The 26,506-nt window shown below is 68.2% G+C and carries 21 protein-coding genes; 7 read left to right on the top strand and 14 right to left on the bottom strand.

What is annotated here, in order from left to right; all coding sequences use genetic code 11:
- Nucleotides 1–106: 106 nt before the first annotated feature.
- Nucleotides 107–943, top strand: coding sequence for an extracellular medium-chain-length polyhydroxyalkanoate depolymerase (locus tag AC1G9C_RS24635; RefSeq protein WP_480409078.1), 837 nt, complete (start codon nucleotides 107–109; stop codon nucleotides 941–943).
- Nucleotides 944–956: 13 nt separating this feature from the next.
- Here AC1G9C_RS24635 and AC1G9C_RS24640 read toward each other — a convergent pair whose 3' ends face one another.
- Complete coding sequence (locus AC1G9C_RS24640; protein ID WP_480409079.1) at nucleotides 957–1,922, bottom strand: CobW family GTP-binding protein; 966 nt, start codon at nucleotides 1,920–1,922, stop codon at nucleotides 957–959.
- A 96-nt stretch (nucleotides 1,923–2,018) separates the two neighbouring features.
- On the opposite strand from AC1G9C_RS24640, the gene AC1G9C_RS24645 reads away from it, so the two are divergent.
- Nucleotides 2,019–2,369 carry a hypothetical protein gene (locus AC1G9C_RS24645; protein ID WP_021443109.1) on the top strand — a complete coding sequence of 117 codons (351 nt, stop codon included), beginning with the start codon at nucleotides 2,019–2,021 and terminating at the stop codon, nucleotides 2,367–2,369.
- Nucleotides 2,370–2,559: 190 nt separating this feature from the next.
- Here the strand turns inward: AC1G9C_RS24645 and AC1G9C_RS24650 are convergent, their stop codons facing one another.
- Genes AC1G9C_RS24650 through dksA form a run of 3 tightly spaced genes read right to left on the bottom strand, consistent with a single transcriptional unit; the run spans nucleotide 2,560 to nucleotide 4,846 of the window.
- Nucleotides 2,560–3,204 (bottom strand): DUF1826 domain-containing protein, encoded by a 645-nt coding sequence (locus tag AC1G9C_RS24650; RefSeq protein WP_480409080.1) that lies wholly within the window; start codon nucleotides 3,202–3,204, stop codon nucleotides 2,560–2,562.
- Entirely contained in the window at nucleotides 3,204–4,409 is a 1,206-nt protein-coding gene (gene zigA, locus AC1G9C_RS24655) for a zinc metallochaperone GTPase ZigA (RefSeq protein WP_480409081.1), read from the bottom strand. The genes AC1G9C_RS24650 and zigA overlap by 1 nt, the downstream gene beginning before the upstream one ends.
- A 14-nt stretch (nucleotides 4,410–4,423) precedes the next feature.
- Nucleotides 4,424–4,846: an RNA polymerase-binding protein DksA gene (gene dksA, locus AC1G9C_RS24660; RefSeq protein ID WP_021443112.1), complete on the bottom strand. Its 423-nt coding sequence runs from the start codon at nucleotides 4,844–4,846 to the stop codon at nucleotides 4,424–4,426.
- A gap of 72 nt (nucleotides 4,847–4,918) precedes the next feature.
- Between dksA and folE2 the strand changes: the two genes are divergently transcribed.
- From folE2 to AC1G9C_RS24675, 3 genes are all read left to right on the top strand, one after another.
- Nucleotides 4,919–5,809, top strand: a complete 891-nt coding sequence (gene folE2, locus AC1G9C_RS24665; RefSeq protein WP_480409082.1) for a GTP cyclohydrolase FolE2 — start codon at nucleotides 4,919–4,921, stop codon at nucleotides 5,807–5,809.
- 128 nt (nucleotides 5,810–5,937) lie between these two features.
- On the top strand, nucleotides 5,938–7,842 hold the full coding sequence (locus tag AC1G9C_RS24670) for a DUF294 nucleotidyltransferase-like domain-containing protein (RefSeq protein ID WP_480409083.1): 1,905 nt from the start codon (nucleotides 5,938–5,940) through the stop codon (nucleotides 7,840–7,842).
- Nucleotides 7,842–8,540: a 3'-5' exonuclease gene (locus AC1G9C_RS24675; RefSeq protein WP_021443115.1), complete on the top strand. Its 699-nt coding sequence runs from the start codon at nucleotides 7,842–7,844 to the stop codon at nucleotides 8,538–8,540. Before AC1G9C_RS24670 ends, AC1G9C_RS24675 begins: the two co-directional genes overlap by 1 nt.
- 118 nt (nucleotides 8,541–8,658) lie before the next feature.
- On the opposite strand, the gene AC1G9C_RS24680 is transcribed toward AC1G9C_RS24675, so the two are convergent.
- Both AC1G9C_RS24680 and AC1G9C_RS24685 read right to left on the bottom strand, forming a co-directional pair.
- On the bottom strand, nucleotides 8,659–10,350 hold the full coding sequence (locus AC1G9C_RS24680) for a BCCT family transporter (protein WP_480409084.1): 1,692 nt from the start codon (nucleotides 10,348–10,350) through the stop codon (nucleotides 8,659–8,661).
- A gap of 255 nt (nucleotides 10,351–10,605) precedes the next feature.
- On the bottom strand, nucleotides 10,606–12,273 hold the full coding sequence (locus AC1G9C_RS24685) for a BCCT family transporter (RefSeq protein ID WP_480409085.1): 1,668 nt from the start codon (nucleotides 12,271–12,273) through the stop codon (nucleotides 10,606–10,608).
- 267 nt (nucleotides 12,274–12,540) lie between these two features.
- On the opposite strand from AC1G9C_RS24685, the gene cls reads away from it, so the two are divergent.
- Both cls and AC1G9C_RS24695 read left to right on the top strand, forming a co-directional pair.
- Nucleotides 12,541–13,980, top strand: coding sequence for a cardiolipin synthase (gene cls / locus AC1G9C_RS24690; RefSeq protein ID WP_122110218.1), 1,440 nt, complete (start codon nucleotides 12,541–12,543; stop codon nucleotides 13,978–13,980).
- A 54-nt stretch (nucleotides 13,981–14,034) separates the two neighbouring features.
- Nucleotides 14,035–14,763 carry a substrate-binding periplasmic protein gene (locus tag AC1G9C_RS24695; RefSeq protein ID WP_480409086.1) on the top strand — a complete coding sequence of 243 codons (729 nt, stop codon included), beginning with the start codon at nucleotides 14,035–14,037 and terminating at the stop codon, nucleotides 14,761–14,763.
- 27 nt (nucleotides 14,764–14,790) lie between these two features.
- On the opposite strand, the gene AC1G9C_RS24700 is transcribed toward AC1G9C_RS24695, so the two are convergent.
- The 8 genes from AC1G9C_RS24700 to cfaB all read right to left on the bottom strand — a co-directional run bounded on the left by AC1G9C_RS24700 (nucleotide 14,791) and on the right by cfaB (nucleotide 26,392).
- Nucleotides 14,791–16,881: a TonB-dependent siderophore receptor gene (locus tag AC1G9C_RS24700; RefSeq protein ID WP_480409087.1), complete on the bottom strand. Its 2,091-nt coding sequence runs from the start codon at nucleotides 16,879–16,881 to the stop codon at nucleotides 14,791–14,793.
- Nucleotides 16,882–17,049: 168 nt separating this feature from the next.
- Nucleotides 17,050–17,565, bottom strand: a complete 516-nt coding sequence (locus AC1G9C_RS24705; RefSeq protein WP_480409088.1) for a DUF3617 domain-containing protein — start codon at nucleotides 17,563–17,565, stop codon at nucleotides 17,050–17,052.
- A gap of 141 nt (nucleotides 17,566–17,706) precedes the next feature.
- On the bottom strand, nucleotides 17,707–18,114 hold the full coding sequence (locus AC1G9C_RS24710; RefSeq protein WP_021442331.1) for a DUF1850 domain-containing protein: 408 nt from the start codon (nucleotides 18,112–18,114) through the stop codon (nucleotides 17,707–17,709).
- Nucleotides 18,111–20,138: a TRAP transporter permease gene (locus AC1G9C_RS24715; RefSeq protein ID WP_021442332.1), complete on the bottom strand. Its 2,028-nt coding sequence runs from the start codon at nucleotides 20,136–20,138 to the stop codon at nucleotides 18,111–18,113. The genes AC1G9C_RS24710 and AC1G9C_RS24715 overlap by 4 nt, the downstream gene beginning before the upstream one ends.
- A gap of 271 nt (nucleotides 20,139–20,409) precedes the next feature.
- Nucleotides 20,410–21,363, bottom strand: coding sequence for a TAXI family TRAP transporter solute-binding subunit (locus AC1G9C_RS24720; protein ID WP_021442333.1), 954 nt, complete (start codon nucleotides 21,361–21,363; stop codon nucleotides 20,410–20,412).
- A gap of 463 nt (nucleotides 21,364–21,826) precedes the next feature.
- On the bottom strand, nucleotides 21,827–23,167 hold the full coding sequence (locus tag AC1G9C_RS24725; RefSeq protein WP_397498150.1) for a sigma-54-dependent transcriptional regulator: 1,341 nt from the start codon (nucleotides 23,165–23,167) through the stop codon (nucleotides 21,827–21,829).
- 246 nt (nucleotides 23,168–23,413) lie between these two features.
- Nucleotides 23,414–25,159 carry a sensor histidine kinase gene (locus AC1G9C_RS24730; protein WP_480409089.1) on the bottom strand — a complete coding sequence of 582 codons (1,746 nt, stop codon included), beginning with the start codon at nucleotides 25,157–25,159 and terminating at the stop codon, nucleotides 23,414–23,416.
- 48 nt (nucleotides 25,160–25,207) lie between these two features.
- Nucleotides 25,208–26,392 (bottom strand): C17 cyclopropane fatty acid synthase CfaB, encoded by a 1,185-nt coding sequence (cfaB, locus tag AC1G9C_RS24735; protein WP_480409090.1) that lies wholly within the window; start codon nucleotides 26,390–26,392, stop codon nucleotides 25,208–25,210.
- Nucleotides 26,393–26,506: the final 114 nt, after the last annotated feature.

Below are 26,506 nucleotides of genomic sequence, written 5' to 3' on the forward strand. Positions count from 1 at the left end.
ATTCGCCTGCAGGCCAGGATTGGCGCGGCCTGCAGCACTTGACGGAATCGGAATTCCTGTTTCAATTCGATGCGCGGTACCCATAACAACAACGGAGCATTCCGCCATGTCCCGCCTTCGCACCGCCTGTCTCTGCCTGCTGTTGCTGTCCCTGTCCACCCTCCAGGCCCAGGCCGCCTCGCGCTGCAGCGAGCGCGCCAAGAGCCTGCTGCTGCCAGCCAAGGTCAGTTGCAGCTATCAGTCCGCCTGGATCGATTCCGGCCTGGTCGGCCAGCGCCAGGTGATCTACCAGACGCCGCTGGGCACGCCGCCGGCCGCCGGCTGGCCGGTGGTGCTGATCTACCAGGGCTCGTTCTTCCCGCTCGACGACTTCACCTACTACAGCAATATGCCGTTCGGCGGCTTCTACGAGGGCAAGCTGATCCAGCGCCTGCTCGACAACGGCTACGCGGTGGTTGCGCCGAGCGCACCGGCCGATCTGTTCTGGCAGACCAATATCCCCGGGCTGGCGCAGCACTACGAGCTGAGCACCGACTACGACTTCCTCGGCAACGTGCTGGAGGCCATCGCCGCCGGCCATTTCGGCCCGCTCGACGCCAGCCGCCAGTACGCCACCGGCATCTCCAGTGGCGGCTACAACAGCAGCCGCATGGCGGTGTCCTTCCCCGGCCGATTCAAGGCGCTGGCGATCCAGTCCGGCTCCTACGCCACCTGCTCGGGGCCGCTGTGCAGCGTGCCGACGCTGCCGGCCGACCATCCGCCGACCCTGTTCGTGCACGGCTTCGTCGACCTCACCGTGCCCTGGTGGAGCATGGAGCTGTACTACGACCGCATGCTCCATCAGGGCATACCGACCGCGCGGCATACCGAGGCGCTGGGCGGGCACGAGTGGTTCGCCAGCTCGCCGGGCAAGATCCTCGCCTGGTTCCAGAGTCATCCCTGACCGCTAACGCGGTCTACGAGACGCGGCAGGCGGCCAGGCCGACGCGCAGGGCTGCGGCATCCTGCGCCTCGCTGAAGATCAGCTCCAGGCGTGAGTCCTTGCGCCATTCGCTGCAGCGCCAGCCCTCGCCGGCCTGGCCGTGCAGGGCATTGAGCGAGCGCCAGCCGTCTTCGCCGTGCAGCACCGCCTTGGCCCGGCGCCAGTCCAGGCCGTCCAGCCAGCGCTGCACCTGGAGCAGGTCGAAGCGCTGGCTCGGGTGCCAGCGCCAGCCGATGCTCCAGCCTTCGGCCTGATCCTGGATCAGGCAGATGGGTTCGTCCGGCGTGCGCCACAGCTGCGGCAGGGGCGCTGCGGCGCTGGGCAGTACGGTGGCGCCCGGGTTGCCGGCCTGCGCGGAGCGGCCCGGCAGCAGCGCCAGCTCGAGACGGCCCTGGGTGGTCCAGAAGAGAGGCAGCGGCGGCAATGCGGCGGCGATACGGGCGCGGTCCTCGGCGCTCAGGCGCTCGCTCTTGTTCAGCAGCAGCAGGCCGGCGCCGTCCAGCGCCAGGCGCTGGCTGTCGGGCAGCGCCTCGCCGCGGGCCAGGGCGGCGGCGTCCAGCACCAGCAGCATCGGCTGCACCGCCAGCACCCCAATCCAGGGCGGCTGGCGCAGCTGCTCCAGCAGTTGCAGCGGGTGGCCGAGGCCGGATGGCTCGATCAGCAGGCGGTCCGGCCGCGCCCGGCGCAGCAGGCGACCGAGGCCGACCTGAAAGGGCGCGCCGTTGACGCAGCACAGGCAGCCGCCGGCCACCTCGGCGAGGGCCACGCCGTCCTCGCCGCGCGCCAGCAACGCGGCGTCCAGGCCGATCTGGCCGAATTCGTTGACCAGCACCGCCCAGCGCTCGGCCGCCGGCTTCTGCGCCAGCAGCTGGCGGATCAGGCTGGTCTTGCCGGCACCGAGGGGGCCGGCGATCAGGTGGGTGGGGATCTGACTGAGCATGGGCCTATGGTCGACGGTCTTGGCTGCCGTTGCCAGCACAGACTGCAGGTGGACGGCGTGCTAGATTCGCCGGCAATTTGCTCTGGAGTCGATACGATGCGTGCGTGGTTGCTGCCGTTCTCCCTGTTGCCCGGCCTGGCCCTGGGCGAGGCTTGCGTGGTGCACAGCCAGGCCGAGCGCCTGGACGTGCAGCTGTGCCAGGAGAACCGCAATATCCCGAGCCAGCTGTTCCGCGAGGGCTTCTGCCAGCCGCAGCTGCAGGGCCAGAAGGTGGAGGTGGAGTTCCTCGAACAGTGCCCCGCGGGCGCCTACGGCGTGTGCCAGGAGGCGCGGGCCGGCAGCGGTCTGTATCGGCAGGACATCCACTACTACGGCGTGGCCAGCGATGCGCTGTATCTGCAGCCGGCCTGCACCAGCCAGTATCAGGGCACCTGGATCGAACCCTGACATCAAAACGTCACCCAAACAGCGCCTAATGACTGCGGGTACCTCACATGGCCCTCATGTCGAGTCACGCGTCGACATGATCTCTTGGTGCTTAAGGCCGGGGCAGTCGCTCCGGCCTATTTTTTTGGTTGGCCATCCCGTGGGTTGAGGAGCCCGCGACGAAGCCCAACGGAAACCGTCGCAACCGCCCTCAGGCCAGCCAATCCAGGGTCAACAGCAACCGCCGTTCGCCGGCCGGCGGCTGCGGCGAGCGGTGGATCAGCCCGCGGCCTTCGTTGCCCTGCCATTTCTCGCCCTTGGCCAGTGCCACCTGGCCGGCCTGCAGCTGACGGATCGCTGCCGCGTCCTGCGGCTCGGCCGACCCATCGCCCAGGCGCGCGCGCGGCATGCCGCCCTCCTCCAGCCACTGGCTGCCGACCCCGGCGTAGCTGGTGATCAGCCGCAGCGGCACGTGGTCGACGTGAAAGCGCGGGCACATGGCCTTGTCCAGCACACGCAGGCGCAGGCCGATGCGCTCGGCATCGAGCAGGCAGGCGTAGGCGCGCACCAGCCAGGCCACGTCGGCGAGAAAGGCGGCCTGGCCCGGCAGATCGGCGTACTGCGCCACCAGGCCGTCGAGATTCGGCGCGCTGTCGGGCGTCGCCAGCTCCAGGGTCATGGACTGCGCCAGGGATTCGCCCTGGGCCAGCAGCGCCGCGGCGAAGTCCTCGATCTGCGCCGGCAGGCAGCGCTGCCAGACGGCCAGGTTGACCTCGTCGCGCAGCACCTCGGTGAGCACCTGGATATCCTCGCCCAGCGCCTGACGCGGCGCCGGGCGCAGCTTGAGGGCCAACATCAGGCCGCCTCCTGCTGCCAGGCGCCGAAGGGATCGGGCAGCAGACGCCAGACCTCCGGCCCACCGGCCATTTCCTCGTCGGTGAGCAGGCAGGCGTCCAGCTCGGCGGTCAGCCGGGCGAAGTCGATGTTCTGGCCGATGAACACCAGCTCCTGGCGGCAGTCGCCGACCTCGGCACTCCAGTGCTGCATGATCGCCTGCAGCCCCTCCTCGTCCTGCGGCCAGTGCTGCTTGGCCACGAAGCGCCACCAGCGCCCGGCCAGGCCATGGCGCATCAGGCCGCCGGCCTGCGACCAGCTGCCGGCTTCCTGGTACTTGCTGGCCAGCCAGAAGAAGCCCTTGGAGCGCAGCAGGCGACCGTTGACCCAGTCGCGGGCGATAAAGTCGAAGAAGCGCTGCGGATGGAAGGGCCGGCGCGCGCGGTAGGCGCTGGAGGCGATGCCGTACTCCTCGGTTTCCGGCACGTGCTCGCCGCGCAGCTCCTTGAGCCAGCCCGGCGCCTGCGCGGCGCGCTCGAAGTCGAAGCGGCCGGTGTCGAGGATCTTGTCCAGGGCGATCTGGCCCATGCTCATGGCCTGGATCTCGGCGTGGGTGTTGAGGCCACGGAGGATGGCCATCAGTTCCTCGCGCTCGGCCTGGCTGATCAGGTCGATCTTGCTGATGAGGATGACGTCGGCGAACTCCACCTGCTCGATCAGCAGGTCGGTGATCGAGCGCTCGTCCTCCTCGCCCAGGGTTTCGCCGCGGCTGGCCAGACTGTCGGCCTCGTGGAAGTCGCGCAGGAAGTTCACCCCGTCGACCACCGTGACCATGGTGTCCAGCCGCGCCAGGTCGGACAGGCTGCGGCCCTGCTCGTCGCGGAAGGTGAAGGTCTCGGCCACCGGCAGCGGCTCGCTGATGCCGGTAGATTCGATCAGCAGGTAGTCGAAACGGCCTTCGCTGGCCAGGCGGCTGACCTCGTCGAGCAGGTCCTCGCGCAGGGTGCAGCAGATACAGCCGTTGCTCATTTCCACCAGCTTCTCTTCGGCGCGGTTGAGGCTGACGTCCTGCTGGACGGTGGCGCCGTCGATATTGATTTCGCTCATGTCGTTGACGATCACCGCGACCTTGCGGCCCTCGCGGTTCTTCAGCACATGGTTGAGCAGGGTGCTCTTGCCGGCGCCGAGAAAGCCGGACAGCACGGTAACGGGTAGACGCTGATTCATGGGGGGTTCCTCGTTCAGTCACGGTCACGCTGATGTTTTTCGCGCTGCTCCTGGCGCTCCTTGGCCTCGATGCACAGAGTCGCGGTGGGACGCAGCAGCAGGCGTTTCAGGCCGATGGGCTCGCCGGTCTCGGCGCACCAGCCGTATTCACCGCGCGCCAGGCGTTCGAGCGCCTGGTCGATCTTGTCCAGCAGCTTCTTTTCCCGCTCCAGCAGGCGCAGCTGCCACTGGCGCTGCTCCTCGGCGCTGCCGATATCGGCGACGTCGCTGCTGGTCTCGCGCTCGCGCAGTTCGGCGAATTCCTCGTCGATGCGCGCCTGCAATTCGGCACGCTGGGCCAGCAGCAGGGCGCGGAAGAAGCGCTGCTGGGCGTCGTTCATATAGGCGTCGGCGGGCTGGGCGAGCAGTTCGGCTTCGGTAGGCACAGTCAGGGTCATGGCACATCGGCTGGTTTATTTTTTAGTGTTATAACATAACACTCAATCGAACCAGCAACCCACGGATTTGCGATGAACGTACAGACCCTGCCGGACATAGCCGCCCAAGCCACCCACCACGACCTGCCGCTGGACTGGGTCGGCATGGCCGGCATCGCCCTGCCGCTGCGGCTGGCCGGCCAGACGCTGACGGCCCAGGCCGATATCGGCGTCAGCCTGATTGATGGCGGCGCGCGCGGCATCCATATGTCACGCCTGTACCTGGCCCTGCAGGCGCTGGCCGGCCAACCCCTGGACGTGCCGGCGCTGCAGCGGCTGCTGGACGACTGCCTGGGCAGCCACCGCGAGCTGTCGGACAGCGCCAGCCTGACTCTGCGCGGCGCGCTGCCGCTGGAGCGCCCGGCGCTGATCAGCCCGTTGAGCGGCTGGAAGGCCTACCCCTTCGAGGTTCGCGCACGCCAGGACGGCCGCCAATTCCAGGTCGAACTGCAGGTCGAGCTGGCCTATTCGTCCACCTGCCCGTGCTCGGCGGCGCTGGCCCGGCAGCTGATCCAGCAGCAATTCAACGAAGATTTTGCAGGCAAAAACCTCGATCGCGCCGACATCATCGGCTGGCTCGGCAGCACCCGGGGCATCCTCGCCACGCCGCACAGCCAGCGCAGCACGGCGACCCTGCAACTGCGCCTGAACCCGGATTGCAAGGAGCTGCCGCTGCTGGCGCTGCTCGACGGCGCCGAGCGCGCCCTCGGCACGCCGGTGCAGACCGCGGTCAAACGCGCCGACGAGCAGGCCTTCGCCCTGGCCAACGGGCAGAACCTGATGTTCTGCGAAGACGCCGCGCGGCGCCTGCACCGCGTCCTGCGCCAGCTGCCGCAGGCCAGCGCCTTGCGCGTGCGGGTGGTGCACGCGGAAAGCCTGCACGCCCACGACGCGGTGGCCGAGAGCCGCTGGAACTGGGGGTGAGGCACGAGCCGCTGCCCCGTCCGGCCATAAACGCCGGCGGGCCTGCGACGGCGCTGGGCGCATTCAGAGGGGCGAATCCCGTGGCCTCTATGCTTAGATGGAGGCCACCCGCGAGCTAAGGACGCCCCATGCAGATCGAGCTGATCGAGATCCGCGATCACCTGAAGCGCTTTCCGCCTTTCGACAAGCTGCCGGAGGAGACCCTGGGCGAGATCGCCCGCCAGGTGCAGGTCGGCTACTTCAAGGCCGGCAGCGAGATCCTCGCGCCGGGGGCGCCGATCCATGAGTTGCACTACGTGCGCAGCGGCGCGGTGGAGATCCACAGGCGCAGCGGCGAGCTGCACAACCGCCTGACCGAGGGCGAGATCTTCGGCCAGGCCGGGCTGATGGGCGGCAACCGCGTGCGCCTGTCGGCGCGGGCGCTGGAAGACAGCCTGATCTATTTCATCCCCGGCGTCCTGTTCCACCAGCTGTGCGAGCAGTTCGACAGCTTCGCCGACTTCGTCGAGCTGGTCGGCCAGTCGCGCCTGAAGTCGGCGCTGGAGGACAGCCAGGGCAAGGCCAGCGAGCTGATGAAGATCACCGTGCGCAAGCTGGTCACCCGGGCGCCGGTCAGCGTCGTGCCGGACACCCCGGTGCAGGAAGTCGCCCGGGTGATGACCGAGCACAGCGTGTCCTCGGTCATAGTCGTGGCGCCGCAGAAGGACGCCGCCCCGGCCGCCGGCGGGCGCCCCGCGCAGCGGATGGCCGGCATCCTCACCGACCGCGACCTGCGCACCCGCGTGCTGGCCGAAGGCTTGCCCGGCCACACCCCGGTCAGCCAGGTGATGTCGCCCGATCCGATCACCACCCAGGCCGACGACTCGGTGTTCGAAGCCATGCTGAGCATGCTGCGGCACAACATCCACCACCTGCCGGTGCTCAGCCGCAACGTGCCGGTGGGCGTCATCAACCTGGCCGATATCGTCCGCTACGAGTCGCGCAGCAGCCTGTATCTGGTCAACGGCATCTTCAACAAGCAGTCGGTGGAGGAGCTCAAGCGCCTGACGCCGGACCTGCGCGCCACCTTCCTGCGCATGGTCGCCGACGACGCCAACGTCAACATGGTCGGCAAGGCCATGAGCGGCATCGGCCGCGCCTTCGCCCAGCGCCTGCTGGCGCTCGCCGAGCAGAAGCTCGGCCCGCCGCCGGTGCCCTACTGCTTCATGGTCGCCGGCTCGCTGGCACGCGACGAGCAGCTGCTGCTCACCGACCAGGACAACGCCCTGGTGCTCGACGACAGCTTCGACCCCGCCCTGCACGGCGACTACTTCGCCGAGCTGGCGCAGTTCGTCAACGACGGCCTGGCGACCTGCGGCTATGCCTACTGCAAGGGCGGGATCATGGCCAACAACCCCAAGTGGCGCAAACCGCTGCGGGTATGGCGCGACTACTTCATCCAGTGGATCGAGCAGCCCAACCCGGAGACCCTGCTCAACGCCAGCATCTTCTTCGACCTCGACGGCGTCTACGGCGCCACCGAGCTGGTGGAAAACCTCAAGGACCTGCTCGCCAGCCGCGCCAGCGGCAACCCGGCGTTCCTCGCCGCGCTGGCGCGCAACGCGCTCAATCGCACGCCGCCGCTGGGCTTCTTCCGCACCTTCGTGATGGAGACCGACGGCCAGCAGAAACACATCATCAACCTCAAGGGCCGCGGCACCGCGCCGCTCACCGACCTGATCCGCGTGCACGCCCTGGCCTGCGGCTCCCGCGCGCAGAACTCGCTGGAACGACTGGACGCCATCGCCACCACCAAGCTGCTGCCCAACGAAGCGCTGGAGGGCCTGCGCTACGCCTTCGAATTCCTCGGCCTGGTGCGCATCCGCCACCAGGCGCACGACCTGCAAGCCGAGCGCAAGCTGAGCAACTACATCGAACCGGAGCAGATCAGCAGCGAGGAACGGCACAACCTCAAGGAAGCCTTCCAGATCGTCAGCAATGCGCAGAAATTCCTCCGCTTCCGCTATCCGGCGCAGCCCATGGGGCGTCTGTGATGAGCGCCGCGAACTGGTCCGAGCGCCTGCGTCAGCTCGGCGAAGCTGCCCGCGATCCCCGCCTGGCGGCCTTCTACCGCGCCGGCTGCCCGGCCGCCGAGACGCCGCTGGGCGAGGCGCCGCTGCTCGCCCTGGACGTGGAAACCACCGGCCTGGAGCCGGGCCGCGACGCCATCGTCAGCCTCGGCCTGGTGCCCTTCGATCTGCGCCGTATCCGCTGCCAGGAGGCGCGCTACTGGGTGGTGCGTCCCAGCAGCGAACTGCACGGCGATTCGGTGACCTTCCACCACATCACCCACTCCGACGTGCGCCATGCGCCGCCGCTGGACGCGGTGCTCGGCGAGGTGCTCGAGGCCCTGGCCGGCAAGCTGGTGGTGGTGCACTACCACCGCATCGAACGCGGCTTCCTCGACCAGGCGCTGCGCCGCCAGCTGGGCGAGGGGTTGCTGTTCCCCCTGCTCGACACCATGGCGCTGGAGGCGCGCCTGCATCCACGCAGGCGCCCCGGCCTGCTGGGACGCCTGCGCGGGCAACGGCCGATCTCCATCCGCCTGGCCGACAGCCGCCAGCGCTACGGCCTGCCGGCGTACCGCGCGCACCATGCGCTGAGCGACGCCCTGGCCACCGCCGAACTGCTGCAGGCGCAGGCGGCCACTCATCACTGGACGCATACGCCGGTGGGCGAGCTGTGGCACTAGCCGCGCCCCAACCTTCGCAGGGGAATAGCCGGCGCGCCCCGAACGCCCATGAAAAAAGCCGCGATACCCAGCGGCATCGCGGCTTTTTCTCCAGTGCCAGGGGCTCCTCGCACAGACGCTAGTCGCGCGACAGCACCCCGGCCCCGCCCGGCAGCGCACGCGGCTCGCTGAGCAGGCCCTTGATGACGGCGACGCAACCCACCAGCAGCACCAGGGTGAACGGCAGGCCGGTGGACACCGCCATGGCCTGCAGTGCCACCAAGCCACCGCCGAGCAACAGCGCCACCGCCAGCGCGCCCTCGAGCAGCACCCAGAATGCCCGCTGCGGCAGCGGCGCGTTGACCTTGCCGCCGGCGGTGATGGTGTCGATCACCAGCGAGCCGGAGTCCGACGAGGTGATGAAGAACAGCACCACCAGCACGATGGCCACGAAGGAGCTGAGCGCGCTGATCGGCAGCTGGTCGAGCATGACGAACATCTTCAGCTCCAGCGCCGCCTGCTGCAGCTCGGTCAGACCGCCCAGGGCCTGATGCAACGCGGTGCCGCCGAAGGTGCTCATCCACAGCACCGACACCAGCGACGGCACCAGCAGCACGGCGATGAGGAACTCGCGCACGGTGCGGCCACGGCTGACCCGCGCGATAAACATGCCGACGAAGGGCGACCAGCTGATCCACCAGGCCCAGTAGAACGCCGTCCAGCCCTGGCTGAAGTTGGCGTCCTCGCGACCGACCGGGTTGGACAGCGCCGGCAGGTAATGCAGGTAGGCACCGAGGTTGTCCAGCACGCCGCTCAGCAGCAGCGCGGTGGGACCGGCGACCACCACGAACAGCAGCAACAGCAGGGCCAGGCCCAGGTTCAGCTCGGACAGGCGCTTGACCCCCTTGTCCACACCGGCCAGCACCGAGCACAGCGCGATCAGGGTGATGACGGCGATCAGCAGCACCTTGGTGGTGGTGTCGGCCGGCAGGCCGAACAGGCTGTGCAGCCCGGCGGAGGCCTGCTCGGCGCCCAGGCCCAGCGAGGTGACCAGGCCGAACAGGGTGGCGAACACCGCGAGGATGTCGATCACATGCCCCGGCCAGCCCCACACCCGCTCACCCAGGAGCGGGAAGAAGATCGAGCGGAACGACAGCGGCAGGCCCTTGTTGAAGGCGAACAGCGCCAGTGCCAGGGCGACTATGGCGTAGATCGCCCAGGGGTGCAGGCCCCAGTGGAAGATGGTGGTGGCCATGCTCAACCGCGCCGCCTCGGCGGAATCGCCGGCCGCCGCGCCGAGCGGCGCCCAGTCGCTGCGCGCGCCGTTGTCGCCGACGGCGATGCCGGCCAGCGACGAGTCGTAGTGCGACATCGGCTCGGCCACGCCATAGAACATCAGGCCGATGCCCATGCCGGCGGCGAACAGCATGGCGAACCAGGACGTGTAGGAATAGTCGGGCCGCGCCAGCGTGCCGCCGAGGCGCACCTTGCCCAGCGGCGAGACGATCAGGCCGAGGCACAGCAGCACGAAGATATTAGCCGAGCCGATGAAGAACCACGCCAGGTTCTGCGTCAGCCAGTCGCGTACGGCCTTGAACAGCGGCTCCACCTCATTGTGCAGGGCCAGCGCCAGCACCACGAACAACAGCGCGCTGAGCGCCGAGACGATGAAGACCGTGCCGTGGATATCGAGATTGACCAGGTAGCGACCGCGGATATTGTCCTGGCCGACCACATAGTCGGTGTCTATCAGAGTGGCGGCGCCGCTCGGGGCGGGGATGCCGTCGTCGTTGGCTGTACTGGGCCCCTTGGACCCTCGGGCATGGCTCATATGGCTGCTCCTTATAGTTATCGCGTGCTCGACGCGGCGCGCGGCGCAGTGCCGAACGCGGAGGCCGACGCTAACAGAAGGAAAAACCGGCCTGCGCGGCGCAAGCGGCGCGGGGCTATCCAATAGCGACGAGGGCGGCGCTTGGCGATGGGGGGAACGCCGCTCCTACAGGGGGGTGTCGAGCCCGAGGTCGCGAGGCCCGCGCATAAAAAAGCGCGCCCGCAGGCGCGCTCTCCGAGGCGGCGAGGCCGGCGCTTAGCGCGGCTCGCTCAGCAGCCCCTTGACGATGGACACGCAGCCCACCAGCAGCACGATGGTGAACGGCAGCCCCGTCGATACCGCCATGGCCTGCAGCGCCACCAGGCCGCCGCCGAGCAGCAGGGCGATGGCGATCACCCCTTCGATGCTGGCCCAGAACACCCGCTGCGGCACCGGCGCGTTGACCTTGCCGCCGGCGGTGATGGTGTCGATCACCAGGGAGCCGGAGTCCGACGAGGTGATGAAGAACACCACCACCAGCACGATGCCGATAAAGGAGGTGATGGCGGTCAGCGGCATTTCGCCGAGCATGCTGAACAGCTTCAGTTCCAGGCCGGCGTCCTGGGCGCCGGTGAAACCGTCCACCAGCAACTGGTTGATCGCGGTGCCGCCGAAGGCGGTCATCCACAGCACCGAGACCAGCGACGGCACCAGCAGCACGGCGATGAGGAACTCGCGCACGCTGCGGCCACGGCTGACCCGGGCGATGAACATGCCGACGAAGGGCGACCAGCTGATCCACCAGGCCCAGTAGAAGGCGGTCCAGCCCTGGCTGAAGTTGGCGTCCTCGCGGCCGATGGGGTTGGACAGCGCCGGCAGGTATTGCAGGTAGGCGCCGAGGTTGTGGAAGAAGCCGGTGAGGATGGCCAGGGTCGGCCCGGCGATGATGACGAACAGCAGCAGGGCCAGGGCCAGCGCCATGTTCAGTTCGGACAGGCGCTTGACCCCCTTGTCCAGGCCGGCGACCACCGAGGCCAGGGCGATGATGGTGATGGCGACGATCAGCAGCACCTTGCTGGTGTCGCTGGCGCTGATGCCGAACAGGTATTCCATACCCGCAGCGGCCTGCTCGGCGCCGAGGCCGAGCGAGGTGACCAGGCCGAACAGGGTGGCGAACACCGCGAGGATGTCGACCAGGTGGCCCGGCCAGCCCCACACCCGCTCGCCGAGGATCGGGTAGAAGATCGAGCGGATCGACAGCGGCAGGCCCTTGTTGAAGGAGAACAGCGCCAGCGCCAGCGCGACTATGGCGTAGATCGCCCAGGGGTGCAGGCCCCAGTGGAAGATGGTGGCGGCCATGCCCAGGCGCACCGCCTCCTCGCTGTTGCCGGCGGCGCCGGCAAGCGGCGCCCAGTCGGTGCGCACGCCGTCCTCGCCGAGGGTGATGCCACCCATCGCCGCGCTGTAGTGCGACATCGGCTCGGACACGCCGTAGAACATCAGGCCGATGCCCATGCCGGCGGCGAACAGCATGGAGAACCAGCCCGCGTAGCTGTAGTCGGGCGTGGCGTCCTTGCCGCCGATGCGCACCCTGCCCAGCGGCGAGACGATCAGGCCGAGGCAGAGCAGGACGAAGACGTTGGCGGCGCCGATGAAGAACCAGGCCATGTGGTGGGTGAGCCAGTCGCGCAGCGCGCTGAACAGCGGCTCGACCTGGTTCTGCAGGGCCAGGGCCAGCACCACGAAGATCACCGCGACCAGCGCGGAGATGCTGAAGACCTTGCCGTGGATATCCATCGAGAAGATGAATTTGCCCTGGATGTTGTCCTGACCGATGACGTAGTCGGTGTCGATCAGGTTGGCAGCGCCGGTCGGGGCCGGAATGCCGTCGGGGGTTGCCGCTACGGGTGGCGGGGTCATGTCATGCGAAGGGACGTTTCCCATATGGCGTGCTCCTTGATGCGTTTGACTCGCTGAACGAGCGTGAACAGGACGGTCTGCCCTCCTCGAGTAAAGACGACCCACCTTTGGGTCGAACCGACAAGGGTAACAGATGAAACCGGCTCATGCAGAAACAGGCCTGCATGAAAACGGCAAATACAACGGCAAAACCGCCCCCTGCCATTCGCCGCGGGGCCGTGGCAGGATGGCCGGCGAACGGCGCGCAACGCCCGTGGTCAGCTGGATACGGCCCCCGCAGCGAGGAAGTCCATGGAGTTTGGCATCCCCCACCTGTTCGCCTGGCTGATCGCCGCGATCCACGGCCTCGGCGTGCTCGCCGCGATCCATGCGGTGCTCACCGTGCGCACCGCCCAGGGCGCCCTGGCCTGGGGCCTGTCGCTGTTCTTCATGCCCTACCTGACGCTGCTGCCCTACCTGGTGCTCGGCCGCAGCCGCTTCGATGCCTACGTCAAGGCGCGCCGCCAGGCCGACGCCGAGATGCGCCAGGCCATGACCGCGCAGGACTGGCGGCCCTGGGTCGAGGAAGCCAAGGCCGCGCACCAGGCGCCGGCCTACCAGCACCTGCGCGCCCTGCCGCGGCTGTCGCAGATGCCCGGCCTGACCGGCAACCGGGTGCAGCTGCTGATCGACGGCGAGGCCGCCTTCGCCGCGCTGTTCGAGGCGCTGCAGGGTGCGCAGCGGGCGATCCTGCTGCAGTTCTTCATCATCCGCGACGACGCCCTCGGCCGCCGCCTGCAGCAGCTGTTGCTGGCCCGCGCCGCCGCGGGGGTGAAGGTGCATGTGCTCTACGACGGCATCGGCAGCCACGCCCTGCCGCGGCCCTATATCGACGCGCTGCGCGCCGGCGGCGTGCAGATCCACGCCTTCCCCACCCGCGGCGGGCTGTTCAACCGCTTCCAGCTGAATTTCCGCAACCACCGCAAGATCGTCGTGGTCGACGGCCAGATCGGCTTTCTCGGCGGGCTCAACGTCGGCGTCGAGTACCTCGGGCAGAAGCCGCCGCTGGCGCCCTGGCGCGACACCCACGTGGAGGTGCGCGGCCCGGTGGTGGCCAGCCTGCAGGAGGCCTTCGCCGAGGACTGGTTCTGGGCCTGCCACCAGTTGCCGCCGCTGCTGCTGCCGCACAAGCAGGACGAGCCGGGGGTGCTCTGCCAGGTGATCGCCAGCGGCCCGGCCGACCCGCAGGAGACCTGCTCGCTGCTGTTCGTCGAGGCGATCCAGGCGGCGCGGGAGCGGGTCTGGCTGAGCAGCCCCTACTTCGTCCCGGACGAGGCGGTGTCCGCGGCGCTGCGCCTGGCGGTGCTGCGCGGGGTGGACGTGCGCATCCTGCTGCCGGCGCGCCCCGATCACCGGGTGGTCTACGCCGCCTCCAGCCTGTACGCCTTCGAGGCGCTGCGCGCCGGGGTGCGGATCTTCCGCTACCAGCCGGGCTTCTTGCATCAGAAGGCGCTGCTGATCGACCAGAGCGCCTGCCTGCTGGGCAGCGCCAACCTGGACAACCGCTCGTTCCGCCTGAACTTCGAGGTCAGCCTACTGACCCTGGACACGGCCTTCGCCGAGCAGGTGGCGAGCATGCTGGAAGAGGACTTCAGCCGCTCGCGCGAGCTGGTCAACGCCGACCGGCGCAACCTGCACCGCCTGCAGCAGCTGGGCATGCGCGTGGCGCGGCTGATCTCGCCGATTCTCTGAGCCGCGACTATGGTTAAGGGGCCGCCCGCTGCTTGCCGTCAGCGAGACCCCGCGATGAAGACACCGCTCGCCCTGCTGCTCTGCCTTTGCCTCTGCCTCGATGCCCTGGCGCAGGAGCCGATTCGCGTCGGCGTCGAGCTGCAACCCTACCAGCCCTACTCCGATGTGCACGGCAGCGAGTACCGCGGCTACGCCCGCGAGCTGCTGGACGCCTTCGCCGCCGAGCGCGGCTACCGTTTCGTCTACGCACCGCTGCCGGTAAGGCGCCTGCTCGGTGATTTCCTCGGCGGCCGGCTCGACCTCAAGTTCCCCGACCACCCGCAATGGAACGCCGACCGCAAGGCCGGCCACGCCATCCGCTACAGCCGGCCGGCGGCGCCCTATGTCGACGGCATCCTGGTCAAGCCGGCGCACCTCGGCCAGGGCCAGGCGCGCATCCGCCTGCTCGGCACGCAGAACGGCTTCACCCCCTGGCCCTATCTGGAGGAGATTCGCGCCGGGCGCATCAAGCTGATCCAGGCCAACCAGATCGACTCGCTGCTGCGCATGGCCATGAGCGACCGGGTCGACGCGGTGTACCTCAACCCGCGGGTGGTGGCCCACCACCTGCGTCAGCTAGGCCTGGCGCCGGACGCCCTGGTATTCGATGCGCAGCTGGCGCACGTGGAGGATCACTACTACCTGTCGAGCATCAAGCGCCCGCAGCTGATTGCCGAGTTCGACCGTTTCCTGCTGGAACGGGCCGAACTGGTGGGGGAAATCCGCCGTCGCCACGGGCTGTGAGCCGGCCAGTGGCGATGCGGCGGTGGATCAGTACTTCCAGCTGACGCTCATACTGGCGTTGCGCGGGGCCGCGTAGTAGGCCTGGCTCCAGTAGAGGCTGGTCAGGTACTTCTCGTCGGTAACGTTGTTGAGGTTGGCCGAGACGCTCCAGTTGGGATCGATATCGTAGCTGGCCATCAGGTTGACCACCGCATAGGCATCCTGCTCGGCGATGCCGTTGTACACCTTGTCCTGCCAATTGAGGCTGGCACCGACCTTGAGCTGCTCCAGGCCGGGAATGCGGTAGGTGGTGGAAGCCTTGAACATATGCTTGGGCGAGTAGGTCACCGCGTGCTTGTCCTCGGCGTCGGTGATGTCGACGAAGGTGTAGCCGGCCATCGCCTGCAGGCCCGGCAGCAGTTCGCCGGAGACCTCCAGCTCGTAGCCCTCGCTGGTGATGCCTTCGACGGCGCGGTAGATGGTGGTGGAACCGACCATGCCCGCCACTTCGGCGACGTTGTCCTGCTCGGTGCGGAATACCGCCAGGGAGACATTGACGCGGTCGTCGAACAGCTCGCCCTTGATCCCGGCTTCGTAGTTGACCCCTTCCACCGGCGCCAGGCGCGAACCGGTGATATCGGTCTTGGTCTGCGGGTCGAAGATCTCGGTGTAGCTGGCGTAGACCGAATATTGCTCGGTGAGGTCGTAGACCAGGCCGGCATAGGGCACCACCTTGCCGCTGTTCTTCGAGGATTTCGCCAGGCCGTAGTTGGTGCCGTCGCTCTTCAAGTCGACCACCCGGGTACCGGTGATCAGGCTGAGGTCGTCGGTCAGGCTCCAGCGCGCGGCGCCGTAGGCGCTCTTCATGCGGTCGGTGAAATCGCTGCCGGCGGTGCCGGCGTCGTTACGCGGCTGCGGGTAGTTGCCGTTCCACTCTTCCAGCGGCGGCAGGGCGGTGCCGGTGGAGGAGTCGTACCAGGAGATGTCCTCCAGCTCCGAACGCGACCAGCTGGCGCCGAGCACCGCGTCGTGCTCGCGGCCGGCCAGGGCGAAGGCGCCGCTGAGCTGCAGGTCGGCGATCAGCTGGGTGTTCTTGTCCTTGTACTCGGAGGGATAGCTGAACAGACCCAGGCCGGTGGTGCGATCCGGGGTACCGTAGACGTAGAACAGCGAGCCGTCGCCCTCCTTCTTCACATGGGTCAGCACGGCCTTGGCCTGCCAACCGTTGCCCAGGTCGTGGGCCAGTTCGGCGAAGGTGCGGTTTTCCTGCACGTCCCAGTAGGCCCAGTCGGCCGAGGTGCTGGTGGAGCGCGAGTAGTCGGTCTTCGAACCGTCGCTGTAGTTGAGCGGCAGGGCGCCCCACATCGGCGAGTTGGCGTCGCTCTTCTGCAGGGTATGGCCGATGGTGAACAGGGTCTTGTCGCCGAGGTCGGCCTCCAGCACGCCGTGGAACACGTTCTTCTCGCGCGAGTACATGTCCAGGTAGGAGTTCTTGTTCTCGTGGGCGTAAACCGCACGGCCGCGGATGTTGCCGGCGTCGGTCAGCGCGCCGGAGACGTCGGCGTCGATGCGGCGCTTGTCCCAGGAACCGCCGGTCAGGTCGATGCGCGCCTGCGGCGTGGCGGTCGGGCGCTTGCGCACGAAGTTGATGGTGGCCGAGGGGTTGCCGGTGCCGGACATCAGGCCGTTGGCGCCGCGGATCACCTCGACGCGCTCGAACACCGCGGTATCGATATCGCCTTCGACGTTGCCGTAGACGAAGGGGATGCCGATGCCGTCGTACTGGAAGTTGGTGATGTCGAAGCCGCGGGCGGTGTAGTAGGTGCGGTCGGTCTCGACCTCCTGCACCTGGATGCCGGTGGCCATCTTCAGCGCGTCGTTGACGCTGTCGAGGTGGAAGTCGTCGAGCTGGGCGCGGGTGATGGTGGAGATCGACTGCGGGGTCTGCCGCGGGGTCAGGTCCAGCTTGGTCGCGGCGCTGCTGGGCTGCGACTTGTAGCTGTCGACTTCGGCCGCTTCGGCGGCACCGACCACGGTCTGGGCATCCAGCTCGAGCTGTTCCTGCTCGGCGGCCAGGGCCTGGTTGAAACTGCAGGCGGCCGCAATCGCCACGGCCAGGCGGTTTTTTCTACTGAACAAGGGACTTCTCCTAATGCGCTGTCGATGGCTGCGATTCGTCCCTTGGCAGCCGGATGCCTCATTGGCAGTGCATTCGCCATGGGTGCAAATGCTAATAATTATCGACAGGATTCTCGCAATAGAATGCTTCCCGCGTCAATACGAATTATTTACATCTCCATTTGAAGGTCATTGCCTGCGCAGGCTGCCGCAGTCCGCACCCACCCAGCGCGCGCGGCTTTCCATGCTGCTGGGCTGGCCGTTGTAGGTGCCGGTGACCTTGGTGGTGAACTCCCGATCGCTGACGAACTGGGTCTCCCCTTCGCCCTGGGCATCCGGGCAGGTGAAGCGGAAGCGCCAGCGCTGGTCGCTGCGTTCGAGAATCTCGTTGCTGCAGCCGGACTCGGGGTCGTGCAGGGGAATGTCCTGGGCGGCGATCTGCTCGGCGGTCAGGCACATCTGCACGCCGCCGGCGCCGAGCTTGACGCCGCGCTCGGCCATCATGCTTTCCATCATCTGCCGCTGCTCGGGCGGCAGGTTCTGCATCTGCGCCAGCATCTGCTCCATGCCGGGCATGGCCTGACCGCCGACCTGCATGTTGTGCGAGCTGACTTCCCAGACGCCGGGCTGGATATCCAGGGCGCTGGCCGTCAGGGGTGACAGACAGAGAGCGAGCGGAAGGGCGAAACGAAAGATGGGGCGCATGACAGGTCTCCTGGGCAGGTGGTTAGCCAAGCCTAGCAGGCCGCAGACGAACAAAACCCCCACCGGCCTGCGCCGCATGGGGGTTCTCTTCTTTTCCGCCCGGCACTTGTGGCGCCGGAAGCCTGGTCCGCTCTGGCGAACCTAGCCCGCGTCAGCCGCGGGGGAGCCCAGCTCGCAGCTCCAGAGTTCCAACGCCGGCTGGCTCGCTTGTGGCGGGCCGAGCCAGTCGCTCATCGGGCGACAACGCTGGTCGATACAGAGTTGGTAATCCCCGGCTTCGGGCGTACGCCCGACTCGCAGGGGTTGCAAAGGCGGTAGCCGACGCTGGTAGTGCCAGCTGCCATTGCGCAGTTCGGCGCCGTCGGGAATCTCCATCCCGGCGCCGGAACCCTTGACCCGCGCCTCGCCGAGGACCAGGCCCTCGGCGGTGACGCGGTAATCCTCTTCCCAGCGGATCTTCTCGATGCTGTGATCCCAGGCCAGAGTGAAGGCCGGCACGGGCAGCTCTGCCCATACAGCGCCGGCCAGCCCCAGGCACAGGCCGATCACGCCAGCGCCGCCTGGGCGCGACGGGCGCGCCAGATGTGCTGACCGATGAAGATGACGCTGAGGGCGAAGCCGATCTCGTCGCTGATCGGCGTGGCCAGGATCAGGCTGGCGCCGGCGGCGAAGCCCAGGGCACGTTCCCACCAGCTCAGCTTGGCCTGCAGGAAGCCGGTGAACACCGCGCCCCAGATGCCGATGGCCAGCAAGGCCTTGAGGCCCACGTAGACGGTCGCCAGCAGGCTGTCGCCCTGCAGCATCAGCGCCGGCGAGTAGACCGCCATATAGGGCACGACGAAGCCGGCCACGGCGATGCGCACCGCCCACAGGCTGATCTTCAGGCCGCGCTCCTTGGCGATCGGCGCCGCGGCGAAGCAGGCCAGCGCCACCGGCGGGGTGAGGTCGGCCATGATGCCGAAGTAGAAGACGAACATGTGCGAGACGATCAGCGGCACGCCCAGCTCCAGCAGCGCGGGCGCGGCGATCGAGCTGGTGATGATGTAGTTGGGGATGGTCGGGATGCCCATGCCCAGCACCAGGCAGGTGAGCATGGTCAGCACCAGCGAGAGGAACAGGTTGTCCTGGCCGATGGCGAGGATGTAGCCGGCGAAGGTGGAGGCCACCCCGGTCAGCGACACCACGCCGATGATCACCCCGACCAGGGCGCAGGCGATACCCACCGGCACCGCGTGGCGCGCGCCTTCGACCAGCGCGTGCAGGCACAGGGTCAGGGTGTCGCGGCCGCCCTTGACGAACCAGCAGGCCGCCACCAGCAGGCCGATGACGCCGAACACCACGCCGATGCCGAGCTGGAAGAAGCCGGCGCAGAGCACGCCCAGGGCGATCCAGAAGGCGAAGCGCATGGCCTTGGACGACACCCGCAGGATGATCGCCGAACCGAGGATGACCATGGCGGTCAGGGCCAGGCCGACGGTGCCGGAGAACAGCGGGGTACGCCCGGAGAACAGCAGGTAGATCAGGATCAGCAGCGGGATCAGCAGGAACCAGCGCTCGCGCACGGCCTTCCACGGGTTCGGGCATTCGTCCTTGGGCAGGCCGCTCAGGTTGGCGCGCTTGGCCTCCAGGTGGACCATCCAGAACACCGAGCCGAAGTACAGCAGCGCCGGGATCAGCGCGGCCTTGGCCACCTCGAAGAACGGCACGTTGATGGTCTCGGCCATGATGAAGGCCACCGCGCCCATGATCGGCGGCATGATCTGGCTGCCCATCGACGAGGTCGCCTCGACGCCGCCGGCGAAGGCCGGACGGTAGCCGAAGCGCTTCATCAGCGGGATGGTGAACTGCCCGGTGGTGACCACGTTGGCCACACCGGAACCGGTGATGGTGCCCATCAGCGCCGAGGACACCACCGACACCTTGGCCGGGCCGCCGACCTTGTGGCCGAACAGGCCCATGGCGAAGTCGGTGAACAGCTTGATCATCCCGGCCTGCTCGAGGAAGGCGCCGAACAGGATGAACAGGAAGATGTAGGTGGCCGAGACGTAGGTCGGCGTGCCGTACAGTCCCTCGGTGCCGAACGACAGCTGGTTGACGATCTGGTCGATGCCGTAGCCGCGGTGCATCAGGTCGCCCGGCAGGTACTGGCCGAACAGACCGTAGACCAGAAACATCGCGCAGATGATCGGCAGGGCGATGCCCATGACCCGCCGCGCGGCTTCGAACACCAGCACGATCAGGGTCAGGCCGATGAGCATGTCGGCCGTGGTCAGGTCACCCGAGCGCTGGATCAGGTCCGCCTCGAAGTACCACTGGTAGCCCGCCGTGGCCATGCCGGCCAGGCCCAGCAGCCAGGCCAGCGGTTGCCAGGGGCGCTTGGCGCCGAAGGCCGGCACGCTGATGAACACCAGCAGCAGCAGGAAGCCGACGTGCACCGCACGCAGCACCTGGGTCGACACCGGGTGGAAGGCCGCGGTGACGATCTGGAAGATGGAAAACAGCAGCGCGACTGCAAAAAGCGCCTTCGGCCAGTCGGACGGGCTGGCGCCCAGACCCTGATTCTGCTCACTCATGGAGTGCAAACCTCGTGACTACTTCGATACGGAGACAGAGTCGCCAACAAAACCCACCGCCTGTGAACGCCGGTTTTATTCGCGATTCTGCGTCGGATGGGCCGGCCGCAACGCGGCCAGCCCCATCGCCGGCGGGCTGCCTCGAAACCTTGTCGCGGCGGCGATCCGCAGGGTGTCGCGGGGCCGCCCAGGCCATACGCACCGGTGATCGTTGCAACGCTGCCGAGACAGCCCACCAGGGCCGTGGCGCCATGCCACGGCCCGCCCTGCATCAGAGCGCGCCGGCTTCCTTGTAGAAGCGCTCGGCACCCGGGTGCAGCGGGATCGGCAGGTTCTGCGTGGCGCTTTCCAGCTTGATGTCCTGGGCCGCGGAGTGGGCGGTGCCGAGACGATCCAGGTTGTCGAACATCAGCTTGGTCATCTGGTAGGCCACCTCGTCGGAGACGCCTTCATGGCTGACCAGGATGTTGGTGATGGCCACGGTGGGCACGTCGCTATCCTGGCCGTCGTAAGTGCCGGCCGGGATGGTGGCGGCCTGGTAGGCGGCGTTGTCGATCTTCGCGGTCACTTCGGCCGGGATGGCGACGAAGCTGATCTTCATGGTCGAGGCCAGGTCGCGGATGGCGGCCATGCCCAGCCCGGAGGACTGCAGGGTGGCGTCCAGCTGGCGGTTCTTGATCAGCTCGACCGACTCGGCGTAGGGCAGGAACTCGACCTTGCCCATGTCCTCGTAGCTCAGGCCGGCGGCTTCGAAGATGGCGCGGGCGTTGAGCTCGGTGCCGGACTTCGGCGCGCCGACGGAGATGCGCTTGCCCTTGAGGTCGTCCAGGGTCTTGATGCCGGATTCGGCGTTGGCGACGATCTGGATGTAGTTCGGGTAGGTGCCGGCGATGGCGCGGATCTTCTTCAGCGGCGCCTTGAAGCCGGCGTCTTCCACGCCGTTCCAGGCATCGGCCACCGAGTCGCCGAGGGCGAAGGCCAGTTCGCCGCGACCGGCCTGCAGCAGGTTGAGGTTTTCCACCGACGCCTTGGTCGCCTGCACCGAGGTCTTGGCGCCGTCGATGCCGTTGCTGTACAGCTGCGACAGGGCCACGCCGATCGGGTAGTAGACGCCGCTGGTGCCGCCGGTCAGCACGTTGATGAAGGTCGGTGCGGCGAGCACCGCGGTGCTGGCAGTGATGGCCGCGGCAGCGGCGAACAGGCTAAGTTTCTTGGTCAGTCGCATGGAAGTATCTCCGTCGTTGTTATGGCTTTATGCAGAGTTTCACTCTAGACGACGCCGGTCAGGCGACGTCGGCGGTGCGCGATCAGCGGCGCAGGGTGCAGCGTCGGACAAGGGCCGCGGCGGGCGCGGTCGAGAGGCGGCCCATGCACGGCAGCATGGCGCGGAAGACTGGGCAGTTCATGGGCAGACCTCTTGTCGTTGTTATGGTCGCCGCGGCGGCAAGCTGCCGGGCGACTGAAACAGTCATAGCAGATGCCGTGCCAGGGCCTGAAAGGCCCGCAATAGAGGGGTTTTATCGAGAGCAAGGGGCGTCGCTGAGCGGGAATCCGCCTAGCCCTGTGACGCAGCCGGCAAAAATCCGCTTATCGGGTCACCCGGATGCAGGCCAGCAAAACCATGGCCCGCTGGCGGGTGATCATCCTTAACAATATCCCCCGGCAAGCGGGCTCCCAGAGGGAGTGGCTTATTCCTCGCCGCCGGGCAGATAGTCGCCGCGCGCCAGGCCGTGGCGCTGCATCTTCTCGTTGAGGGTGCGGCGCGGCAGCTGCAGCATCTCCATCACCGCGGCGATATTGCCCTGACATTGCAGCAGGGCGTTGTGCAGGCATTGCGCCTCGAAGGCCTCCATCTGCTGGGCCAGCGCCTGGCCGGCGAAACGCTCGGCCGGCGGCGGGCTGGACAGGCCGAGGGCATGGCGCTCGGCGGCGTTGATCAGCTCGCGCACGTTGCCCGGCCAGTCGTGGCCGAGCAGCCGCGCCAGCTCGCTGGGCGCCAGCGGTGGCACCTCGCGGCCGTGGCGTTCGGCGGCGGCGCGGGCGAAGTGCTCGAACAGCAGCGGAATGTCCTCGCGGCGCTCGCGCAGCGGCGGAATCTGCAGGGTGGCGACGTTCAGACGGTACAGCAGGTCCTCGCGAAAGCGACCGGCCTTCACCTCGCCCTGCAGATCCGGCTTGGCCGCGCTGATCACTCGCAGGTCGACCTGGATGCTCTTGTTCGAGCCGAGGCGTTCCAGGGTCTTCTCCTGCAGCACGCGCAGCAACTTGACCTGCTGCGCCAGCGGCAGACTCTCCACCTCGTCGAGGAACAGGGTGCCGCCGTCGGCGTGCTCGATGCGGCCGATGCGCTTGGCCTGGGCGCCGGTGAAGGCGCCGCTCTCGTGGCCGAACAGCTCGCTCTCGAAGATGGTCTCGGGAATCGCCGCGCAGTTCAGCGCGGCGAAGGCCTTGCCGGCGCGCGGGCTGAAGTCGTGCAGGCAGCGCGCCACGCGCTCCTTGCCGCTGCCGGTCTCGCCGCGGATCAGCACGTTGACCGAGGTACCGGCCAGCTCGAGGATCTGCCGGCGCAGGTTCTCCATCGGCCGCGAGATGCCGATCAGCTGGCTCTCGATACGGCCCTTGTCGGCCACCTGCTGGCGCAGCAGGCGGTTCTCGCAGACCAGGCGGCGCTTGTCGAGGGCGCGGCGCACGCTGTCGAGCAGGCGCTCGGGGGTGAAGGGTTTCTCGATGAAGTCGTAGGCGCCCTGGCGCAGCGCCTGCACCGCCATGGGCACGTCGCCGTGGCCGGTGACCAGGATCACCGGCAGGTCGGCATCCAGCGCCAGCAGCTTGTCGAGCAGCTGCAGGCCATCGCTGCCGGGCATGCGTACATCGCTGACGACTATGCCGGGGTAGTCGCGATCGACCAGGGCCAGGGCCTCGGCCGCGCTGGCGCAGCTGCGCACGGTGAAACCGGACAGCTCCAGCCACTGCTGCACCGCCTCGCGAATCGCCGCCTCGTCGTCGACCACTATCACCTGAGCGCTCATGGCACCTCCTCTCGAAAACGGCGGGCAGTGTAGCCCACAAGATTCAACGCGGTCCGTAGGGTGGATAACGCTGTTTTCATCCACCATGGTTTCCATGGCCTGGTAGATGGGTGAAGCGCCATCCACCCTACGCACTACCAATTCTCCGGATTGCAGCCGGGCTACGGAGCCTGCACGGGCCGTGGGCGGGGCTTTAGCCGCGAAACATCGGCGCTGCTGTCGCGACTGAAGGCCCCTGCCACAGGGTCACGGCGCGGCCGGCAAGCTCAGGGTGAACCGCGCACCGCGCTCGCCGTTGTGCGCCTGCAGGCTGCCGCCCAACTCGCGGACGATGCCGTAGGACACCGCCAGGCCGAGGCCCAGGCCCTGGCCCACCGGCTTGGTGGTGAAGAACGGCTCGAACACCCGGCCCAGGGTTTCCTCGGCGATGCCGCCGCCGCTGTCCTCGACGCTCAGCAGGCAGGCGTCCCCGTCGCGGGCGATACGCACCTCGAGGATGCGCGACTCGCTGTCGGCCATGGCGTCGAGGGCGTTGTGCAACAGGTTGAGCAGCACCTGCTCGAGGCGGATGGCGTCGCCGAGCACCTCGGCCTCGTCGTCCACCCGCGTGCGCAGTTCCACCTGCTCGCTGCGCATGCGCGGCGCCAGCAGCTGCAGCGCCTGTTCCAGCACGTCGCCCAGGCACAGGCGCTCGCTGAGGCCGGCCGGGGTCTTGCGGGCGAAGGTCTTCAGGTGGCCGGTGAGCGCGGCCATGCGCTGCAGCAGGCCGTCGATGCGCTGCAGGCCCTCGCGCACCGCTTCCGGCCGGCCGCTGTCGAGGAGCAGGCGCAGGCTGCCGAGCTGCATCTGCAGGGCGGTCAGCGGCTGGTTGATCTCGTGCGCCAGGGCGGCCGACATCTGCCCCAGGGCGGCCATCTTGGCGGCGTGCACCAGGCCGTCCTGGGCCTGGCGCAGCTCGGCGGTGCGCAGCTCCACCTCGCGCTCCAGGCGCTCGCGGATACCGGCCTGCAGGCGCTGGTTCTTGCGCCGCTGGGCGAGGAACAGCAGGAGGAAGGCCAAGGTCATCCACACCCCGGCGGCGGCCAGGCGGTAGCTGCGCACGCTGTCGGCCAGGCCGGACGGCTCGCCGAGCAGGTGCAGGGTCCAGCCCTCCTCGGGCATGGCCAGGCGCTGCCAGAGGTAGTCGCGGCTGCCGTCCGGGCCGTCCACCCGCACCCACTGGGCATCCTCGTCGATGCGCCGGTGGACCTCCTGAGCCAGCGGCTGCAGCGCCTGTTCGGCGTACTTGCGCACCTCCACCAGCTCGGCCCGCGCCTGCTCGTCGAGCGCCTGCAGGGCGCGGAAGCGCCAGGCCGGCTTGTTGCTGAGGATCACCACCTGGTAGCTGTCGGCCACCAGCAGCACACCGGGCTGGCCGACCCATTCGCGCTGCAGCTCCTCCAGCTCCAGCTTGACCACCAGCACGCCGAGCAGGCTGCCGTCGTCGTCGCGCACCACATGGGAGAGGAAGTAGCCGGGGATGCCGGTGGTCACGCCCACCGCGAAGTAGCGCGCGCCCTCGTCGCGCAGGGCGTCCTGGAAGTAGGGGCGGAAGGCGTAGTTGTTGCCGACGAAGCTGCTCCAGTCGCGCCAGTTGCTCGCCACCAGGGTCTCGCCGCGGGCATCGAGCAGGTACAGCACGGTGGAACCGGCGGCGGCGTTGAGCCGTTCCAGGCGCTGGTTGAGGGCATGGCGCAGCTGGCGATCCTGCGGCGCGCGCAGCAGGCTCTTGATGTCGCTGTCCAGCGCCAGCACCTCGGGCACCGAGCTGAAGCGCTCGACCAGGGTGCGGATCGACTGGGCGTAGAGCTGCAGCTGGCCGCGCGCCTCGACGCTGCGCTCGGCCCAGGCGCGCTGCTCGGCATGGCGCCCGCCCAGCCAGACGCTGAGCAGCAGGCCGGCGAGAATGGCCAGAACGGTGAAGGCGACGCGGTAGCGGTGCTGCTGCGGCATGGGCGGCTCGGAGGGCGGAGTCGAGCCGCATCTTACTCCAGCAGCTGCTCAGCGATAGAGGTCGGCGCGGGTCCAGGGCAGGTCGTGACTGCCGTCCTCGCGCGGCTTCACCGCGAGAATCTGGTGCAGGTTCATCCAGCCGTGCTGGAAGCCGTAGGCGCAGCCGGCCAGGTACAGCCGCCAGATGCGCAGGGCCTTTTCCGGCACCAGCGCCGCCGCCTGCTGCAGACGCTGCTCCAGGCCCTGGCTCCACAGCTGCAGGGTGCGCGCGTAGTGCAGGCGCAGGCTCTCGACGTCGACGATCTCCAGGCCGGCCTCGCTGATCGCGGTGCCGATGGTGACCAGGTGCGGCAGCTCGCCCTGGGGAAACACGTAGCGGTCGATGAACTCGCCGGCGCCGCGCCCCACCGGGCGGCCGTCGGTGAAGCGCGAGGTGATGCCGTGGTTCAGCACCAGGCCGCCGGTCTTCACCGCAGCGAACAGGCGCTGGCAGTACAGCGCCAGGTTGGCGTGGCCGACGTGCTCGAACATGCCGACGCTGACCACCTTGTCGAAGCGGCCGTCCTGCGGCAGGTCGCGGTAGTCCAGCAGCTGCAGCTCGACCCTGTCGCCCAGGCCCTCCTCGGCCACGCGCTGGCGGCCCAGCTCCAGCTGCGCCTGGCTGAGGGTGATGCCGAACACCTCGGCGCCGAACTCGCGCGCGGCGAAGCGGGCCAGGCCACCCCAGCCGCAGCCGACGTCGAGCAGCTTGTCACCGGCCTGCAGGCGCAGCTTGCGGCACAGATGGCGCAGCTTGGCCTGCTGGGCCTGGTCGAGGTCTTCCTCGCCGGTCTCGAAATAGGCGCAGGAATAGACCATGTCGCGGTCCAGCCACAGGCGGTAGAAGTCATTGGACAGGTCGTAGTGGTAGCTGATGGCCTCGGCGTCGCTGCGCTTGTCGTGGGCGGTGCGCAGCTCCACCGGCGCGGTGGCGTCGCCGAGCAGCGCGCTGCTCAGCGCATCGCCCACGGCGATGGCCTGATCGATCGGCCCTTCCAGGTCGAGCTTGCCCTCGACGTAGGCGCCGCCGAGGGCGTCCAGGCTGGGGCTGGCCAGCTGGCTGACCAGGCTCGGATCCTTGACCACCAGGGTCACCTTGGGCCGCGGCCCCAGGTCGATCTGCTTGCCGTCCCACAGCTTCAGACGCAGCGGCAGCTGGAGTTCGCGGAGTACGGATGGCAGTTGCGCGAGCATGCGAAACCCTCCTGCGGATGCACGTGAAGACACATCCAGCCTAGTCCAGATGATCCCTCTGTCAGGCCAAGGGTTCAATTGCCCGCGCAACACGCCGCGCCGTGGGCCCGAGAG

This window comes from Pseudomonas sp. ABa2 (genome assembly GCF_056676075.1).

Bases quoted from the DNA above. Each gene is read 5' to 3' on its own strand.
- AC1G9C_RS24635 (WP_480409078.1), top strand. From the start codon at position 107: ATGTCCCGCCTTCGCACCGCCTGTCTCTGCCTGCTGTTGCTGTCCCTG.
- AC1G9C_RS24640 (WP_480409079.1), bottom strand. From the start codon at position 1,922: ATGCTCAGTCAGATCCCCACCCACCTGATCGCCGGCCCCCTCGGTGCC.
- AC1G9C_RS24645 (WP_021443109.1), top strand. From the start codon at position 2,019: ATGCGTGCGTGGTTGCTGCCGTTCTCCCTGTTGCCCGGCCTGGCCCTG.
- AC1G9C_RS24650 (WP_480409080.1), bottom strand. From the start codon at position 3,204: ATGTTGGCCCTCAAGCTGCGCCCGGCGCCGCGTCAGGCGCTGGGCGAG.
- zigA (WP_480409081.1), bottom strand. From the start codon at position 4,409: ATGAATCAGCGTCTACCCGTTACCGTGCTGTCCGGCTTTCTCGGCGCC.
- dksA (WP_021443112.1), bottom strand. From the start codon at position 4,846: ATGACCCTGACTGTGCCTACCGAAGCCGAACTGCTCGCCCAGCCCGCC.
- folE2 (WP_480409082.1), top strand. From the start codon at position 4,919: ATGAACGTACAGACCCTGCCGGACATAGCCGCCCAAGCCACCCACCAC.
- AC1G9C_RS24670 (WP_480409083.1), top strand. From the start codon at position 5,938: ATGCAGATCGAGCTGATCGAGATCCGCGATCACCTGAAGCGCTTTCCG.
- AC1G9C_RS24675 (WP_021443115.1), top strand. From the start codon at position 7,842: ATGAGCGCCGCGAACTGGTCCGAGCGCCTGCGTCAGCTCGGCGAAGCT.
- AC1G9C_RS24680 (WP_480409084.1), bottom strand. From the start codon at position 10,350: ATGAGCCATGCCCGAGGGTCCAAGGGGCCCAGTACAGCCAACGACGAC.
- AC1G9C_RS24685 (WP_480409085.1), bottom strand. From the start codon at position 12,273: ATGGGAAACGTCCCTTCGCATGACATGACCCCGCCACCCGTAGCGGCA.
- cls (WP_122110218.1), top strand. From the start codon at position 12,541: ATGGAGTTTGGCATCCCCCACCTGTTCGCCTGGCTGATCGCCGCGATC.
- AC1G9C_RS24695 (WP_480409086.1), top strand. From the start codon at position 14,035: ATGAAGACACCGCTCGCCCTGCTGCTCTGCCTTTGCCTCTGCCTCGAT.
- AC1G9C_RS24705 (WP_480409088.1), bottom strand. From the start codon at position 17,565: ATGCGCCCCATCTTTCGTTTCGCCCTTCCGCTCGCTCTCTGTCTGTCA.
- AC1G9C_RS24715 (WP_021442332.1), bottom strand. From the start codon at position 20,138: ATGAGTGAGCAGAATCAGGGTCTGGGCGCCAGCCCGTCCGACTGGCCG.
- AC1G9C_RS24720 (WP_021442333.1), bottom strand. From the start codon at position 21,363: ATGCGACTGACCAAGAAACTTAGCCTGTTCGCCGCTGCCGCGGCCATC.
- AC1G9C_RS24725 (WP_397498150.1), bottom strand. From the start codon at position 23,167: ATGAGCGCTCAGGTGATAGTGGTCGACGACGAGGCGGCGATTCGCGAG.
- AC1G9C_RS24730 (WP_480409089.1), bottom strand. From the start codon at position 25,159: ATGCCGCAGCAGCACCGCTACCGCGTCGCCTTCACCGTTCTGGCCATT.
- cfaB (WP_480409090.1), bottom strand. From the start codon at position 26,392: ATGCTCGCGCAACTGCCATCCGTACTCCGCGAACTCCAGCTGCCGCTG.